16 protein-coding genes are annotated in these 16,746 nt (G+C 64.5%); 13 read left to right on the top strand and 3 right to left on the bottom strand.

Translation table 11 applies throughout. The features are described 5' to 3' along the window. Positions 1-103: 103 nt before the first annotated feature. Positions 104-1,321: an NAD(P)/FAD-dependent oxidoreductase gene (locus CO669_RS09220; protein ID WP_097659767.1), complete on the top strand. Its 1,218-nt coding sequence runs from the start codon at positions 104-106 to the stop codon at positions 1,319-1,321. Here CO669_RS09220 and CO669_RS09215 read toward each other — a convergent pair whose 3' ends face one another. Then, the gene (locus CO669_RS09215) at positions 1,322-2,236 is read right to left on the bottom strand and encodes a ribokinase (RefSeq protein ID WP_097659497.1); all 915 of its coding nucleotides are present in this window, start codon (positions 2,234-2,236) and stop codon (positions 1,322-1,324) included. A gap of 19 nt (positions 2,237-2,255) precedes the next feature. Beyond that, on the bottom strand, positions 2,256-3,149 hold the full coding sequence (locus CO669_RS09210; protein ID WP_092295859.1) for a sugar kinase: 894 nt from the start codon (positions 3,147-3,149) through the stop codon (positions 2,256-2,258). A 212-nt stretch (positions 3,150-3,361) separates the two neighbouring features. Here CO669_RS09210 and CO669_RS09205 point away from each other — a divergent pair, with 212 nt between their 5' ends. The 9 genes from CO669_RS09205 to CO669_RS09160 all read left to right on the top strand — a co-directional run bounded on the left by CO669_RS09205 (position 3,362) and on the right by CO669_RS09160 (position 13,328). Next, on the top strand, positions 3,362-4,210 hold the full coding sequence (locus tag CO669_RS09205; RefSeq protein ID WP_097659496.1) for a VOC family protein: 849 nt from the start codon (positions 3,362-3,364) through the stop codon (positions 4,208-4,210). 286 nt (positions 4,211-4,496) lie between these two features. After that, the gene (locus CO669_RS09200; RefSeq protein WP_198963921.1) at positions 4,497-5,204 is read left to right on the top strand and encodes a TetR/AcrR family transcriptional regulator; all 708 of its coding nucleotides are present in this window, start codon (positions 4,497-4,499) and stop codon (positions 5,202-5,204) included. Positions 5,205-5,521: 317 nt separating this feature from the next. Beyond that, positions 5,522-6,331: an ABC transporter permease gene (locus CO669_RS09195; RefSeq protein ID WP_097659494.1), complete on the top strand. Its 810-nt coding sequence runs from the start codon at positions 5,522-5,524 to the stop codon at positions 6,329-6,331. Positions 6,332-6,393: 62 nt separating this feature from the next. Beyond that, positions 6,394-7,386, top strand: a complete 993-nt coding sequence (locus tag CO669_RS09190) for an ABC transporter substrate-binding protein (RefSeq protein ID WP_198963920.1) — start codon at positions 6,394-6,396, stop codon at positions 7,384-7,386. A gap of 151 nt (positions 7,387-7,537) precedes the next feature. Next, the gene (locus tag CO669_RS09185; protein WP_097659492.1) at positions 7,538-8,383 is read left to right on the top strand and encodes an ABC transporter ATP-binding protein; all 846 of its coding nucleotides are present in this window, start codon (positions 7,538-7,540) and stop codon (positions 8,381-8,383) included. 201 nt (positions 8,384-8,584) lie between these two features. Further along, positions 8,585-9,982, top strand: a complete 1,398-nt coding sequence (locus CO669_RS09175) for an enolase-like domain-containing protein (protein ID WP_097659491.1) — start codon at positions 8,585-8,587, stop codon at positions 9,980-9,982. Positions 9,983-9,987: 5 nt separating this feature from the next. After that, positions 9,988-11,139: a Gfo/Idh/MocA family protein gene (locus tag CO669_RS09170; RefSeq protein ID WP_097659490.1), complete on the top strand. Its 1,152-nt coding sequence runs from the start codon at positions 9,988-9,990 to the stop codon at positions 11,137-11,139. 135 nt (positions 11,140-11,274) lie between these two features. After that, complete coding sequence (locus CO669_RS09165) at positions 11,275-12,465, top strand: dihydrodipicolinate synthase family protein (protein WP_097659489.1); 1,191 nt, start codon at positions 11,275-11,277, stop codon at positions 12,463-12,465. Beyond that, entirely contained in the window at positions 12,465-13,328 is an 864-nt protein-coding gene (locus tag CO669_RS09160; protein WP_097659488.1) for a sugar phosphate isomerase/epimerase family protein, read from the top strand. The genes CO669_RS09165 and CO669_RS09160 overlap by 1 nt, the downstream gene beginning before the upstream one ends. A 99-nt stretch (positions 13,329-13,427) precedes the next feature. Here the strand turns inward: CO669_RS09160 and CO669_RS09155 are convergent, their stop codons facing one another. Then, entirely contained in the window at positions 13,428-14,648 is a 1,221-nt protein-coding gene (locus tag CO669_RS09155) for a cytochrome P450 (protein WP_097659487.1), read from the bottom strand. Positions 14,649-14,768: 120 nt separating this feature from the next. Here CO669_RS09155 and CO669_RS09150 point away from each other — a divergent pair, with 120 nt between their 5' ends. The 3 genes from CO669_RS09150 to CO669_RS09140 all read left to right on the top strand — a co-directional run bounded on the left by CO669_RS09150 (position 14,769) and on the right by CO669_RS09140 (position 16,746). Next, positions 14,769-15,311 (top strand): phosphonopyruvate decarboxylase, encoded by a 543-nt coding sequence (locus tag CO669_RS09150; protein ID WP_097659486.1) that lies wholly within the window; start codon positions 14,769-14,771, stop codon positions 15,309-15,311. Further along, positions 15,308-15,898, top strand: a complete 591-nt coding sequence (locus tag CO669_RS09145; protein WP_097659485.1) for a thiamine pyrophosphate-dependent enzyme — start codon at positions 15,308-15,310, stop codon at positions 15,896-15,898. The genes CO669_RS09150 and CO669_RS09145 overlap by 4 nt, the downstream gene beginning before the upstream one ends. A 161-nt stretch (positions 15,899-16,059) precedes the next feature. Beyond that, the gene (locus tag CO669_RS09140; RefSeq protein WP_198963919.1) at positions 16,060-16,746 is read left to right on the top strand and encodes a TetR/AcrR family transcriptional regulator; all 687 of its coding nucleotides are present in this window, start codon (positions 16,060-16,062) and stop codon (positions 16,744-16,746) included.

The following is a 16,746-nucleotide window of genomic DNA, read 5'->3' as shown; positions in this document are numbered from 1 at the left end:
GGACGGACACGAGCGCCGGCTCCTCCTAAGGCCCGCAAACCAAAATCAGCGAGAGAGGAGACGACATGGGTCACGCTCGTGTCTTCCGGAAATGGGCTGTCCGATGACCGGCCCGGTGATCATCGTCGGTGCCGGCCATGGCGGCTATCAGGTCGCGGCCTCGCTGCGTCAGGCCGGCTTTGCCGGCCGCGTCTGCCTGATCAATGACGAGGCGCATCTGCCCTATCAGCGGCCGCCGCTGTCCAAGGCTTACATCAAGGGCTCGGCCGGGCCCGAGAGCCTGATGTTCCGCCCGGAAAAATTCTACCAGGACCAGAAGATCGAGCTGATCGCGGGCCGCGCGGTGTCGATCGCCCGCTCGGAGCGCAAGCTGCACCTTGCCTCGGGCGAGACGCTCGATTACGGCCATCTCGTGCTGGCCACCGGCGCGCGCAACCGGCTGCTCGATCTGCCCAATGCCAATCTGGCGGACGTGAAATATCTGCGCATTCTCGACGAGAGCGAGGCGCTGCGTGCGATCATGCCGTCCAAAACGCGGGCGGTGATCATCGGCGCCGGCTTCATCGGCCTCGAGTTCGCCGCCACCGCGCGGATCAAGGGCCTCGACGTCGACGTGCTCGAGCTTGCCCCGCGCGTGATGGCGCGCGCGGTGACCGCGGAGGTTTCGGAGTATTTCCAGGCCCGGCATCGCGAGGCCGGCATCCGCATCCACCTCGGTGTGCAGGCCACCTCGATCGAGGCCGAAGGCGGCAAGGTCACCGGCGTTTCCTTGAGCGACGGACGGCATCTGCCCGCCGACCTCGTCGTGGTCGGCGTCGGCGTGCTGCCGAACATCGAGCTCGCGGCCGAGGCGGGGCTGCCGGTTGCCGCCGGCATCATCGTCGACGAATATCTCGCGACGGCTGACCCCAACATCTCGGCCATCGGCGATTGCGCGCTGTTTGCGAGCCCGCGCTTCGGCGGATCGCTGCGGCTGGAATCGGTGCAGAACGCCACCGACCACGCCCGCTGCCTCGCGGCGCGGCTGACTGGCGACAAGAAGCCTTATGACGGCCATCCCTGGTTCTGGAGCGATCAGGGCGACGACAAGCTCCAGATCGCGGGGCTGACCACCGGCTACGACCGCGTCGTGCTGCGCGGTGATCCCGCCAGGAAGGCGTTTTCGGCGTTCTGCTACAAGGGCGACCAACTGCTCGGCATCGAATCGATCAACCGTGCGGGGGACCACATGTTCGGCCGTCGCTTGCAGGGCATGAACCGCTCGATCACGCCGGAGCAGGCCGCCGACGAAAGCTTCGACCTGAAGAGCGCCCTGGCGTGATCAACTGGCGCCGAGAACAGCCGCGACCTCCGTGGCCGTCGGCATCGACGGTCCGGCGCCCATCCGCTGTACGCTGATCGAGGCCGCCGCATTGGCGAAGGTGAGGGCGGTGCGTAGAGCCGCGCCGCTGGCGAGCTGCGCTGCCAGCGCGCCGACGAAGCAGTCGCCGGCGCCTGTGGTGTCAACGGCCTTCACCGCGCGGCCCGGCACGGCAAATTCCTCGTGTCCCGCCAGCGCGAGCACGCCGCGCTTGCCGAGTGTCACGCAGATGGTCTGGCTCGTGTGCGCCTGAAGTTTTCGTGCGACGTCGATGATTCTTGCGGCCTCGTCGCTGTCCGAAAGCTCGGTATCGGCGAAGAAGCCGAGCTCGGTCTCGTTCAGCACGAGGATGTCGACCAGCGCCAGCAACTCGCTCGACATCGTCCGTGCAGGCGCCGGGTTGAGCACCGTCGTGGCGCCAGCATCACGCGCCCGCGCAAAGAACGCGGCAATGGTCGGCAGCGGGATTTCGAACTGGCTGACGGCGACGTCGCCCCTCGTCAGCGGCACATCCGCGACATCGTCCGCGCTGACCTGCGCATTGCTGCCGGGAACGACGACGATGGTGTTGTCGGAGGCGGCGACCGTGATGATCGCCGTGCCGGTGTGGGTGTCGGCGTCGCGGACGGAGCCGAGATCGATGCCTTGCGCGCCCAGGAACGTGCGCAGCTCCGCGCCGAACGCATCCTTGCCCAGCCGCCCGACCAGCGTGGTCTGCGCGCCGAGCCGTGACGCCGCCACCGCCTGGTTCGCCCCCTTGCCGCCCGGGAAATACAGCACCTGCCGGCCGGCGACGGTCTCGCCGACCTTCGGATGGCGATCGGCGGTCGCCACCACATCCATGTTGATGCTGCCAGCGATGAAGACGCGCCCCATGATGTGACCTTGCGAAATCCTAGACCCTGACCTCGAACTCGTGCCTGACTTTGGCGATGTCCACAAGGGTCGGCAGGCCGGCCTCGTTGCCGAGGCGCTGGATCTTGAAGGTCGAGGCGGCGCGCGCGAAATCGAAATGCTCGCGCCAGCTTTTGCCGGGATGGGCGAGATAGGAATAGACATAGGCGCCGTGGAATACGTCGCCGGCACCATTGGTGTCGATCACGCGCTCGCGCGGGATCGGCATCGCCGGCATCACCTGCACCGTCCCGGTCTCGTCGTACCAGAGCAATCCCTTCTCGCCCATGGTGACGCCGCCGATCTTGCAGCCGCGGCTCTTGAGATAGTCGAGCATCTTCTCCGGCGTCAGGTCCATCTGCTCGCACAGCCGCTCGGCGACGATGGCGACGTCGATGAATTCCAGGAGCTCATGCGTGTTGGTGCGCAGTCCGCCGCCGTCGAGCGAGGTCAAAATGCCGGCCTCGCGGCAGACCTTGGCGTAGTGGATCGCGGCGTCCGGTTGATGGCCGTCGACATGCAGCGCGCGGCAGCCGCCGAGATTGAGCATCGGGAATGGATGAATGTGTTCGTCGTCGCGGCAGCGGACGATGGCGCGCTTGCCGTCCTTGGGCATGATGAAGGAGAGTGAGGACTGGTTCACCTTCCGCCCGTGCAGCGAGATCGCGTATTTCGCGCACATGTCCTGGAACATGCGCCCCAGCCAGTCATTGGCCGCGGTCGCGATCAGATCGGGCACGATGCCGAGCTTGGCGCAGCAGAATGCCGCCGTCACCGCGTTGCCGCCGAAGGAGACCGCGTAGTCCGAGGCCACGTGCTTCTCGTCGCCGGTCGGCATGTGGTCGGTGATGAAGACGACGTCGATATAGGTCTGTCCGATGAAGAGAGCCTGCATTGCTTGTCCGTCATGCGCTTTGTTGTCCCGGCCGACGCGCGTACTTTAGCACCGGTTCCGCCGAGGGATCGCTGAAATTATTCGCAAAACTGCCGCCCGAAGCGCTTGAGGTCAGCATGCGGCCGGAATACGACCATCACCGGGCGATGCCAAGCCCGGACAAACGCCGTGTTTCGGCTGACAGGGTTCCAGGCCGATCAAAAGGGGGAGAGATGATCACGGGCCTCGATCACGTCGTCGTCCTGGTCAGGGACATCGATGCGGCCAAGGCGGCCTATCAGACGCTGCTTGCCCGCGCGCCAGCCTGGCAGAATTCCGGCGAGGGCGCCGATCGCGTGCTGTTCACGCTGGACAACATGACGATCGAGCTGATGGCGCCGAGCGGCTTCACCGCGACGGCGGACCGGATGCGTGCGCTGCTCGATGACCAGGAGGGCATGCTCGCCAGCCTGTGCTTTCGCGTCGCAGACATGAGCAGGATGCACCGGCGGCTGGAGCGGGTGGCCTTGAAGCCTGACCCCGTCACCGAGGTGGAAAGCAGCGACGCCGAAGCGGGAGCCGTGCTGCACTGGAAACGCACGCGCGCCGCCACGGAACTCACACGCGGCGTGCGCATGTTCTTCCTCGAGCTTGCCGACGAGCGCCCCAAATCGGTGGCGACTGACATGGCGCCGATCGACGGCCTCGACCATGTCGTGATCACCACCGAGGATTCGGAACGTGCCGCCGCGCTCTACGGCGCGCGGCTCGGCCTCGACCTGGCGCTCGATCGCTCGCATCAGGATTGGGGCCAGCTGATGTTCTTCCGTTGCGGCGACCTCATCGTCGAGGTGGTGCGTCGGCCCGTCGCCGGCGGTGATCCCCAACATGACCGGCTCTGGGGCCTGAGCTGGCGCGTCGGTGACATCGACGCCACCCGCGTCCGCCTGATCGCGGCCGGCCTCGACGTCACCGATGTCCGCAACGGCCGCAAGCCGGGCACGCGGATCATGACGGTGCGGAGCGGCGCCTGCGGGATTCAGACGGTGCTCTTGGAGCGCTCGCCGAAGCCGGTAAAGTAGGGGCGGTCGCTGCGCTCGAAGACTCCCGTAGGGTGGGCAAAGCGAAGCGTGCCCACGTCTTTGCCCAATGGATGCGAAGACGTGGGCACGGCGCAAGTGCGCCTTTGCCCACCCTACGAGACTGGCTTTTCGGCGCCGCCCTCTTAACCCCGTCATTGCGAGCGCAGCGAAGCAATCCAGAATCCCGCCGCGGCGGCAGTCTGGATTGCTTCGTCGCTTCGCTCCTCGCAATGACGGAAGCGGCATGCTACACGCCATACCTTGACCACCGCAGCGAGCATCCGGTTTGGCGAAGGCAAAGCGAACTCTGAAATGGCAGCGTGATCCCGAGGGGATGCGGCTGCGCATTCTGGAAGCCGCCAAGCAGGAGTTTTCCGCCCATGGCCTTGCCGGTGCGCGTGTCGACCGCATCGCGGCCAAGGCCGGCGCCAACAAGCGCATGCTGTACTACCATGTCGGCAACAAGGACGAGCTCTATCTGGCGGTGCTGGAAGGCGCCTACGACAAGATCCGCAGCGAGGAGCGTGGGCTCGATCTCGAGCATCTCGATCCGCCCGAGGCGATCCGTCGCCTGATCGAGTTCACCTGGAATTATTTCCTGCGCAATCCGGAATTCCTGTCGCTGCTGCAGACCGAGAATCTCGCGCGCGCAAAGCACCTGAAGAAGTCGACCAGGGTCAAGTCGATGCACTCGCCCTTCGTCGAGATGATCGGCACCGTGGTGCGGCGCGGCGTCGACAGCGGCGATTTCCAGGTCGCGGTCGATCCGGTGCAGCTCTACATCTCGATCGCAGGGCTCTGCTTCTTCTACCTCTCGAACTCGGCCACGCTGAGCGTGATCTTCGGTCGCGACCTGCTGGACAAGAAAGCCAAGGACGAACGGCTCGCCCACATGGTCGGCCTCGTGCTGGCCGCGCTGACGGGCAAGTCCGTCGCGCTGTTCGAGATCGCGAAGGCGCCAAAGTCGCGCGCCGCGGTGGTGCAGACGGTTTAGCCGCGCGTCGGTGGACGGATCGTCCGCCGTTTCCTCCAATCTCCGCCGTCATTGCCCGCGAAGGCGGGCAATCCAGTATTCCAGAGACGCTGGTGGGGACGGAAAGGCAGCGGCGTACTGGATTCCCGGCCTTCGCGGGGAATGACACCTACAGTGGGGCGCGACCTTCCTCCCCATCGTCGTCGTCCTGGCATAGGCTAGGACGACGCCGATTGTTGGGAACCACCGCCGCAAAACGTCACAGGGAAAGCTCTGGACAGTATTTATCCAACGGGTTAATTTCTCACCACAACGAAGAAGACTGTCGGGAGTGAAATTTGGCCGAGCCGAAGCCGCAACACGCTGTCTCCAGGATGCTGAATGCGGCCTGGGTTCGGCCGTTCTTGTTCCTGGTCTTCATCGTCGTCGCCTGGGATTTGTCGATCCGGTTGTTCAGGATTCCCGCCTATCAGATCCCGTCGCCGGGCGATGTTCTCGCCGTGCTGCGCACCGAATGGCCGGAGCTGCTGCGCCAGTCCTGGCCGACCACCTATGCGACCGTGTGCGGCTTCCTGCTGTCGGCGCTGTTCGGCATTCCCGTCGCGATGCTGATCGCGGGTTCCAGGACGGTGGAGAGCTACGTCTATCCGCTGCTTGTATTCTCTCAGTCCGTGCCGAAGATCGCGATCGCGCCGCTGTTCGTGGTGTGGTTCGGCTTCGGCATCATTCCGAAAGTGATCTCGGCCTTCCTGCTCGGGTTTTTCCCGGTCGTGGTCTCGGCGGTGCAGGGCTTCAAGTCCGTCGATCCTGACATGGTCGATCTCGCCCGCGCCATGCAGGGCAGCCGCTTCCAGGTGTTCCGCGCGGTGAACCTGCCGCATGCGCTGCCGGCGATCTTCTCCGGCCTCAAAGTGTCCGTGACGCTCGCCGTGGTCGGCGCCGTCGTCGGCGAATTCGTCGGCTCCAATTCCGGCATTGGGTATGTGATGCAGCGTTCGATCGGCACCTTCGACCTGCCGACGATGTTCGCAGCGCTCGTGATCCTGGCGTTGCTCGGCGTGGTGCTGTTCTGGATCGTGGACCGGATCGAGAAGCTGGTCATTCCCTGGCACGTCAGCCAGCGCGAGGACGTGATTTTCGCTTCGTAACAACAATCACGGCAACGATTGGCCACCAACGGCCGACGCAACAAGGGCAAGGGAGAGTGACGATGAAGAGGTTGATTGGGGCTGTCTCGGCGGCGCTGATGCTGTTCGCGGCGATGCCGGCGCAGGCCGCCGACAAGGTCGTGCTGATGCTCAACTGGTACGTCTATGGCGAGCACGCGCCGTTCTATTACGGCAAGGCCAAGGGCATCTATGCCGCCGAGGGCATCGAGCTCGAGATCCAGGAAGGTCGCGGCTCGGCTGCGACCACGCAGGCCGTCGCCGCCAAGACCGCCGACTTCGGCTATGTCGACGTTCCCACCATGATGCGCGCCGCCATCAAGGGCGCGCCCGTGGTTGCGACCGGCGTGCTGCTGCAGACGTCGCCGATGTCCGCCATGGGCTTCGTCGACAAGAACATCAGGAAGCCCGAGGACATCAAGGGCAAGACGGTCGCGATCACGCCGGCTGATTCCATGACCCAGATCTGGCCGCTGTTCCTGAAGAAGACCGGCCTGAAGGAAAGCGATTTCCAGACCGTCGCAGGTGACGGCCAGACCAAGCTCAACGCCGTCATCAACGGCCAGGCCGACCTGTTGCTCGGCTACGTCATGGACCAGTCCATGAAGATCAAGGACGCCACCGGGAAGGACGTTTATCCGATCAAGTTCGCCGACTACGGCATCAACATGGTCTCCTCCGGCATCATCGCCAATGCCGACTATGTGAAGGCCAATGCCGACCTCGTCCGCCGCTTCATGTCGGCGACGACCAAGGCGGTGGAAGCTGCCGAGAAGGAGCCGAAGGCCGCCGCGCAATCGATCCTCGATGCCAATCCCAAGGGCGGCAAGATCGACACGCTGACGCAGGGCTTTGAGCTGACCATCCCGCTCTACCGGACCGCAGAGACCAAGACAAAGCGGCCGTTCCAGGTCACCGACCAGAACATGGCCGAGACGGTCAATCTACTGGTCGAATATGGCGGGCTCGACGCCAAGGCCAAGGAGAACCCGAAGGCGTTCTACACCAACGACTATCTGCCGAAGAGCGGCTCGTGAGCGATCATTCTCCGCTGTCGTCCCTGCGAACGCAGGGACCCATAGCCACCGGCCTCGATGGTTACGGAAGGTCTCCACCCGCGTGCCCGGACGCGCCCGCACGGCGTATGGGTCCCTGCGTTCGCAGGGACGACGGGTGGAGAGAATTGCGATGAACTCAGCGACCAAACCCGTCGATGTGCAGCCGGCCGCGCATCTGAGACTGGTGAGCGACCGGGCTGCCGGCGATGCGTCGGGCATCAAGCTATCGGGCGTGTCGAAGACCTACCGGACGCGCGACGGCGATGTGCCGTCGCTGCGGCCGCTCGACTTTCACATCAACGACGGCGAGTTCTTCGTCGTGGTCGGGCCTTCCGGCTGCGGCAAGTCCACGCTGCTCAAGCTGATTTCGGGGCTGTTGCCGCCGACCACTGGCGAAATCCTGGTCGAAGGCGAGAAGGTGACGACGCCGCACGGCAATGTCGGCATCGTCTTCCAGAACGCGTTGCTGCTGCCTTGGCGCAACATCATCAGCAACGTGATGCTGCCGATCGACATGAAGAAATTGCCGCGGCAGCAATATCTCGATCGCGCCAAATCGTTGCTGAAGATGGTCGGCCTCGAAGGATTCGAGAAAAAGCTGCCCTGGCAGCTTTCCGGGGGCATGCAGCAGCGGGCTTCGATCTGCCGCGCGCTGGTGCATGACCCAAAGATCATGCTGATGGACGAGCCGTTCGGCGCGCTCGACGCACTGACGCGCGAGCGGATGAACGTCGAATTGATGCGGATCCAGCGCGAGACCAAAAAGACGGTGCTGCTGATCACGCACTCCATTCCGGAAGCGGTGTTCCTGGCGGATCGCGTGCTCGTCATGACCGAGCGTCCCGGCGCGGTCGCCGCGATCTACGACGTACTGTTGCCGCGCCCGCGCTCGCTCGACGTGATGGCCGACCCCGTGTTCACGGAGCTCGTGCAGCGCATCCGCAAGCATTTCTTTTCGCAAGGCGCGCTGGACTAGGACGATGGAGTTCTTTGAGCGAACCACACGAACGGTGCGCTCCCTCCCCCGCCTGTGGGGGAGGGTTGGGGAGAGGGTGTCTCCGCTGGCAAGACTCCCCCAGAGGAAGAAGCCCTCACCCGCCGCGCTTCGCGCGACGACCTCTCCCGCAAGCGGGAGAGGTGACCCTCCGTACTGCCCGATTTGTGGGGCAAGCTGACCATGCCTGTGCGCCTGAAGCTGCGAGACATCGCCTTCTTCGAACGTCCCGTGCAATTCGCACGGCCGTTCCGCTTTGGCGCGATCACCATCAACGCGACGCCGCAGCTGTTCGTGCGGGTCGACATCGAGGTCGAGGGCAGGGGAAGCGCGGTCGGCGCCAGCGCCGAGCTGCTGGTGCCGAAATGGTTCGACAAGCGGCCGGAGCTGTCGCCGGCGCAGACGGTTGACGGCCTGCGCCGCTCGCTTGAGATCGCGCGCGGACTTTATCTGGCGCGTACCGGCTATCAGACCGCGTTCGATCTGCATGCCTCCTGCATCGGCGCCCAGATCGCGACTTGCGCGAAGAAGAACATTCCGGCGTTGGCCGCCGCTTATGGTCCGGCGGAGATCGACAAGGCGATCCTCGATGCGCTGCTCCGCGGTGTCGAGACGAACTTCTTTGATGGCATGGCCGGCAACATCGCCGGCATCGACGCACGGCTCACGCCCGACCTGAATGACGGTGATGTCGCGCGATGTCTCGCTCTTGCCATTCAGTATCGGTCTGAACGCGTTGCCGTTCGCCACACTGTCGGCCTCGACGACAAGGTCGAAGGCTATGGCGGCGTAGCCGATCCGAAGGAAAATTCCGGCGCGCGCTATTTCAAGCTGAAGCTCGGCGGCGATCCCGAGGCGGATGCCGCCCGGCTGACCCGTATCGGCCGGGAGCTGGTGGCGCTGCCTTACGGCTACAAGGTCACGCTCGACGGCAATGAACAATATGCGGACGTGACGGCGCTTGAGTCGCTGGTCAATCGGCTGGAGCGCGACAGCGCCCTGGAGCCAATCTTCGGCAAGCTGCTCTATATCGAGCAGCCGATGCCGCGCGATGTCACGCGTCAATCGCCGCTCAGCGAAGCCTTGCGTTGGCGCGACTTCATCATCGACGAGGCGGATGATTCATATGACGCCTGGCCGACCGCCTACAAACTCGGTTACCGCGGCGTCTCGTCGAAGTCCTGCAAAGGCATCTACAAGTCGATCGTCAACTTCACCCGCATCGCCAAGCTGAACGACGAGGGCGCGGAATGTTTCGTGGCGGGCGAAGACCTGACCTGTCAGCCCGGGCTTGCTCTTCAACAGGATCTGGCGCTCGGCGCGCTGCTTTGCCTCGACCACGCCGAGCGCAACGGCCATCACTATGTCGACGGCTTCGGCGACACGCCGGCCGCGGAAGCTGCGGCCTTTGCCGCCGCGCATCCTGATCTCTACGCCGATGCCGGACAGGGCATCCGGCTCTCCATTCACAACGGCGATCTCCTGACGGGATCGCTCAACACCGTGGGTTTTGCGACGTCGGTCCATCCGGACTGGTCGGCGCTTTGCCCGCTCGAACAGACAAGATCACTTCAGGAGTAATTGGCATGACCACCCAACGCCTCGGCCTCATCATGAACGGCGTCACCGGCCGCATGGGGCTCAACCAGCATCTGATCCGCTCGATCGTCGCGATCCGCGACCAGGGCGGCGTGCGCCTGAAGAACGGCGACCGCATCATGCCCGATCCGATCCTGGTCGGCCGCAGCGCCGAGAAGGTCGAGGCGCTCGCCAAGCGGTACAATATCACGCGCTGGACCACCGATCTCGACGCGGCGCTCGCCGACAAGAACGACACCATGTTCTTCGACGCCGCGACCACGCAGGCGCGGCCGGGTCTGCTGACCCAGGCGATCAATGCCGGCAAGCATGTCTATTGCGAGAAGCCGATCGCGACCAATTTCGAGGAAGCGCTCGAGGTCGTGAAGCTCGCCAACTCCAAGGGCGTCAAGCACGGCACGGTGCAGGACAAGCTGTTCCTGCCCGGCCTGAAGAAGATCGCCTTCCTGCGCGATTCCGGTTTCTTCGGCCGCATCCTCTCGGTGCGCGGCGAGTTCGGTTATTGGGTGTTCGAAGGCGGCTGGCAGGAGGCGCAGCGGCCGTCCTGGAACTACCGCGACGAGGACGGCGGCGGCATCATTCTCGACATGGTCTGCCACTGGCGCTACGTGCTCGACAACCTCTTCGGCAACGTTAGAAGCGTGGTCTGCATCGGCAACACCGACATTCCCGAGCGCTTCGACGAGCAGGGCAAGAAGTACAAGGCGACCGCGGACGATTCCGCCTACGCCACCTTCCAGCTCGAGGGCGGCGTCATCGCCCACATCAACATGTCCTGGGTCACGCGTGTCTACCGCGACGATCTCGTCACCTTCCAGGTCGACGGCACGCTCGGTTCGGCTGTTGCAGGCCTCACCGACTGCATGATCCAGGCCCGGCAGGCGACCCCGCGGCCGGTGTGGAATCCCGACGAGAAGCGGCTGCACGATTTCTACGGCGACTGGCAGAAGCTGCCCGACAACGTCAGCTACGACAACGGCTTCAAGGAGCAGTGGGAGATGTTCATCCGCCACGTCTACGAGGATGCGCCCTACAAGTTCACCCTGCTCGAAGGCGCCAAGGGCGTGCAGCTCGCCGAATGCGCCCTGAAGAGCTGGAAGGAGCGGCGCTGGATCGACGTCGCGCCGATCAAGGTGTGAGTTGATTGGATAAGTCTCGATGTCTATTGAGCCGTCATTGCGAGCGAAGCGAAGCAATCCAGATTGCCTCCGCGGCAGCAGCCTGGATTGCTTCGTCGCTTCGCTCCTCGCAATGACGGGGAGAGGTCTGAAATCATGAACAAGCCGGTCCCGCCGATGTCATCCCTGTCGCTCAAGCTGCCGAAGGCCGATCGCTCGATCGAAACCTATCGCCTCGCGGCCTCGCGCACGTTCCCCGCAAAGCTCGAGGGGCCGCTGAACCGCATCGCTTTCTCGGCCGTGCATACGGTGGCCGATCCCTTCGCCGACAATGACCCCTGGCTTTCAGTGGCCGTCGACTGGGACAAGACCATCGCCTTTCGCGAGCATGTCTGGGACCTCGGCCTCGGCGTTGCCGAAGCCATGGACACCGCACAGCGTGGCATGGGGCTGGACTGGCCGACCTCGCTGGAGCTGATCACGCGCTCTGTCGGCGCCGCCAAGCGGCGCAATGCGCTGGTGTTCTCCGGTGCGGGCACCGATCATCTGGCGGTCGAGGACGCCAGGACCGTCGACGATGTCATCCGTGCCTATGAGGAGCAGATCTCGGCAGTCGAGAAGGTCGGCGGCCGCATCATCCTGATGGCGTCGCGCGCCCTGGCCAAGCTCGGCCGTAACGCCGACGATTACGCCAGGGTCTATGACCGCGTGCTGTCGCAGGTTCGCGAGCCCGTGATCATCCATTGGCTCGGCGACATGTTCGATCCCGCGCTATCGGGCTATTGGGGTACCAAGGACCTCGACAAGGCCATGGACACGGCCGTCGCCATCATCAACGGCAACGCCGCCAAGGTGGACGGCGTCAAGGTCTCGCTGCTCGACAAGCAGCGCGAGATCGACATGCGCCGCCGCTTGGACAAGCGCATCAAGATGTACACCGGCGACGACTTCAACTATGCGGAGCTGATCGCCGGCGACGAACAGGGCTTTTCGCACGCGCTGCTCGGCATTTTTGACGCGATCGCGCCGGCAGCGTCCTACGCGCTGTCGCGGCTGGCGGCTGGCGACGAAGCCGGCTTCCACGACGTGCTGGGGCCGACGGTGCCGCTGTCGCGCCACATCTTCAAGGCGCCGACGCGCTTCTACAAGACCGGCGTCGTGTTCATGGCCTATCTCAACGGCCATCAGGATCATTTCACCATGGTCGGCGGACAGGAGAGCACGCGCTCCACGCTGCATCTTGCCGAGCTGTTCCGTCTCGCCGACAAGGCTGGCCTGCTCGCCAACCCCGAACTCGCGACGCGGCGGATGAAGACCGTGCTGGCCTCGCATGGGATCGAATCCTGATGCGCGATTTCTCGTCCGACCACCGCTGGCTCTCGCTGAACACGGCGACCGTCCGCAAGCAGGGCAACCTCGTCGAGATCATCGAGGCCTGTGCGAGGCACGGGATCCGCGCCATCGATCCCTGGCGTGACCAGGTCGCCGCCGTCGGTCTCGACCGCGCCGCGCGCGCGGCGCGCGAGGCCGGCCTCGAACTCTCGGGCTATTGCCGCGGCGGCATGTTCACCTCCGACGGTGCGCGTCGGGGCGAGGTGCGCGATGACAATCGCCGTTGCGTCGACGAGGCCAAGGCACTGGGCGCGCCCTGCATCGTTCTGGTCGTCGGCGGTCTGCCGCAATATTCGCGGCCGGGCAGCGAGGCCTCGAAGGATCTCGTGGCGGCGCGCGGGCAGGTCGAAGAAGCGCTGGCCGAGATGCTCGACTACGCCAAACAGGCGAACCTGCCGCTGGCGATCGAGCCTTTGCATCCGGCCTATGCAGCCGACCGGGCCTGCGTGAACACGACGAAGCAGGCGCTCGATATCTGTGACCGGCTCGACCCCGGCCGCACTGGCATGCTTGGCGTCGCGCTCGACGTCTATCACATCTGGTGGGACCCGGAGCTGATGGGCCAGATTGTCCGCGCCGGCAAGGATCGCCTGCTCGCGTTTCATGTCTGCGACTGGCTGGTGCCGACCAAGGATATTCTCAACGACCGCGGCATGATGGGCGATGGCGTCATCGACATCAAATCAGTGCGTCAGGCCGTCGAAGCGCAGGGCTTTGCCGGCTATTCCGAGATCGAGATCTTCTCCAACGAGTGGTGGGGCCAGCCGATGGATGAAGTGCTGCGCACCTGCATCGCGCGACACAAAGCGGTGGTTTAGGTATTTGAATACCGTGTGCCAGCGCTGGTGATTACCGAGATGCATCAATGCGTTGGCTACTGTGCATGGGGTTGTTTTCGCAGTTTTTGATGTCGCGCCTCAGCCGATGGCGCAGGGCACGCTCAAGAACCCGCGGAATCGCACCCGTCCGCCCCGCACCGGCTTTCCGCTCACGGCGTAATTCGGGAAGCGCGCCAGGAAGCGCGAGATCGCAATCGCGCCTTCCAGCCGCGCCAGCGCCATGCCGGCGCATTGATGCGCGCCGGTGGCAAACGCGAGATGCCGGTTCGGCGTACGCGCGATGTCGAAGCTTTCAGGGTCGGGGAACTGCGCGGGATCGCGATTGGCAGCGCCAATGCAAAGCGTCACCGACGTGCCGGCCTTGAGCATGACGCCGCCGAGCTCGACCTTCTCGGTGGTCATGCGGTTGCCGAGCTGGTTCGAGCTCTCGTAGCGCAGCATCTCCTCGACAGCGGTCTTGATCATGTCGGGGTTGTCGATCAGCCGCTGCTTCTGGTCGGGATGGCGGTCGAGCGCCACGAGGCCATTGCCGATCAGATTCGTTGTGGTCTCATGGCCGGCATTGAGCAGGAAGATGCAATTGTGCAGCAGCTCCTTCTCGGTCAGTCGCTCGCCGTTCTCCTCGCCCTGGATCAGGCGCGTCAGCACGTCGCGCTCGGGATTGCCGGGCTTGCCGCGCCGGCGCGCCACCAGGGTTTCAAGATAGGTCAGGAAGCCTTGCACCGCCTTGTTGCCGCGGGCAGCCGCCTCGGGCGACACCACGGGTTCGAGCGCGCCAAGGATCGCCAGCGACCAGTCGCGCAGCGGTCCGCGTTCGTCATGGGGCACGTCGAGCAGGTTGCCGATCACCTCGATGGGGATGGACGCTGCGAAATCCTCGATCAGCTCGCAATGGCCCTTGGCTGCGATGGCGTCGAGCAGGCCGTCGACCAGCTTGACGATGTTGCCCTCCATGCCTGCGATCGCCCGCGGCGACAGCGCGCCCATGATCAGGCGGCGGACGCGGGTGTGCGACGGCGGATCGTTGAAGACGAGGCTGGTGGTGTGGTGCTCGTAGAGCGGCGTATCGCCGTATTTCGGCGCGAACTCGCGCTTCTTGTCGGAGCTGAACGATTTCGTGTTCTTGTAGGTGGTGACGAGGTCGTCATAGCGGGTCAGGAACACGGTGCCGCTGCGCAGGCGCTTGACCGGCTCGTTCTCCCGCAGTGCACGATAGGTCGGATAGGGGTCGTTGTAGAATTCCGGCGTCAGCTTCTCGAGGTCGAAGCTTGCCGCCAGCTCCTTCGCGTTTGCGCTCATCCCGTTATACTCGCCGGTTAAAGCCGTTATGCCGTTTTTGTTGTTCTGATCGGCGCATGCCTGCGTCTACAGTCTGGCGATCTAGAATCTTGGCACCTTGCTAGCCGACTGGACAGGAAAATGCACGCCCACGCTGAGGCTGCCGACACGGTGCCGAATTGGCCCGACGATATTTTCGCGACCTTGCAACGCTTCGACGTCCGGCAGGTGCCTTACGTGCCCGATGCGGGGCATTCGAAGCTGATCCAGCGCGTGCTGGCATCGTCCACGATGCGCGGCATTCCGCTGACGACGGAGGAGGAGGGCGTGGCGCTTCTCGCCGGCGCCTGGGCGGGAGGACAGCGCGGCGCGCTGCTGATGCAGTCGAGCGGCGTCGGCAATTGCATCAACATGCTGTCGCTGATTCCGATCCTGCGCTTTCCGTTCCTGACGCTGGTGACCATGCGCGGCGAGTGGGGCGAGTTCAATCCGTGGCAGGTGCCGATGGGATCGACCACGCAGGGCGTGTTCGAGCTGTCGGGTGTCCAGGTGCTGCGCGCCTCGAACGCGGCCGAGGTGCCGGCCGTGCTCGAAGCTGCCGCGTCGCAGGCCTACAATGCGCTCACCCCCACCGCCGTTCTGCTGTCGCAGCGCCTGATCGGCGCCAAGGTCTTCACCAAATGAGCAAAGCCAATCTCCTCGACCGCCGCCAGGTGGTCTCCACGCTGCTGGCGAACCGCAAGGACGTCGTCGCGATCGGCGGCCTCGGCGCCTCCACCAACGACATGTGCGCAGCCGGCGACCACGCCCGCAACTTCTATCTCTGGGGCGGCATGGGCGGCGCCGCGATGATCGGGCTCGGCCTCGCACTGGCGCAGCCGAAAACTCCGGTGCTGGTTATCACCGGCGACGGCGAAATGCTGATGGGCCTGGGCAGCCTTGCCACCATCGGCCTGCAGAAGCCGGCCAACCTCTCGATCGCGGTGCTCGACAACGAGGCCTATGGCGAGACCGGCGGCCAGACCAGCCACACTTCCGCGGCCGCCGACCTCGTCGGCGTCGCCAGGGCCTGCGGCATCAAGGATGCCTGCGCGATCTCGACCATGGCCGAGGTCGAGGCCTTCGCCAAAGCCGTCCATGACGTCTCGGCCGGGCCGCGCTTTGCCAATGTGAAGATCGACAGCGCCAGCCTGGAGCGGATTCTGCCGACCCGGGACGGGACCTACATCCTCAACCGAATCCGGGGCGACCTCGGCTTTCAGCCGATCTAGCGGCGGGCGAGTCCGTCCCTGTGGCGCTCAGGTCCTGCACGCGGCCCGCGCAAGCGGGGCCAATTTTCCCCTGAATTTGCAACGCACTTAGGTTGCGTTGCAACATATTGCTTGACTTTTACGTGGGTGAGTGCTTACTCACTAGCATGAGCTCATTGCGTATGACGAGCGACCTGAGGCGTCAATTGATCCTCGGTGCCGCGAAGCGTTGCTTTGCCCGACATGGCTATACCGGCACCACGACAAAGAGCGTGGCGGCTGCGGCTGCCATTTCCGAGGCGCTGCTGTTCAAGCATTTCCCGTCCAAGGCGGCGCTCTACGCCGAAATCCTCAGCGACGAATGCGAGGCGGATCCGGCACTGACCGAACTGCTCGAACGCGAGCCGTCGACGGCCACCCTGGTCGAAATCATTCGCGGCATGGTCGAGCATTTTCTCGAGATGGCCGACGGTCCCGATCAGGAAGAGGCGCAGCGGCTGCGGCTGATGGCCACCAGCCATTTGGATGATGGCGAATTCGCTCGTTTGCTGTATGCCAAGATCGAGACGCTGATCGGCGCGATCTTCGTCGCCTCGCTCGAACGTGCCGTTGCCAGCGGTGACGCGCGGCCCTGCAGCGGCGAGCCGCTCAACCTGTTCTGGTTTGCGCATCACACGGTGATGACCGCAGCGCTGACCAGGCTGCCGTCTACACCTTGCCTCGTCTACGGCAAGGCTGAAGACCTCGAGCGGCAGCTGTGTGAGTTTCTCCTGAGGGGTATCGGACTTAACGACGCCGCAATTGCTTCGCATCTGGGCCACAATCAGGCCGCGGATGCCGGCATGACGGCGATTGCAGAGAGTGCATGA

The sequence above is a fragment of the Bradyrhizobium sp. Y36 genome, from assembly GCF_002531575.1.
Classification (GTDB): Bacteria; Pseudomonadota; Alphaproteobacteria; order Rhizobiales; family Xanthobacteraceae; genus Bradyrhizobium.
Note: the sequence above shows the minus strand (reverse complement) of the source record. Positions and strands in the feature narration are given on the sequence as shown.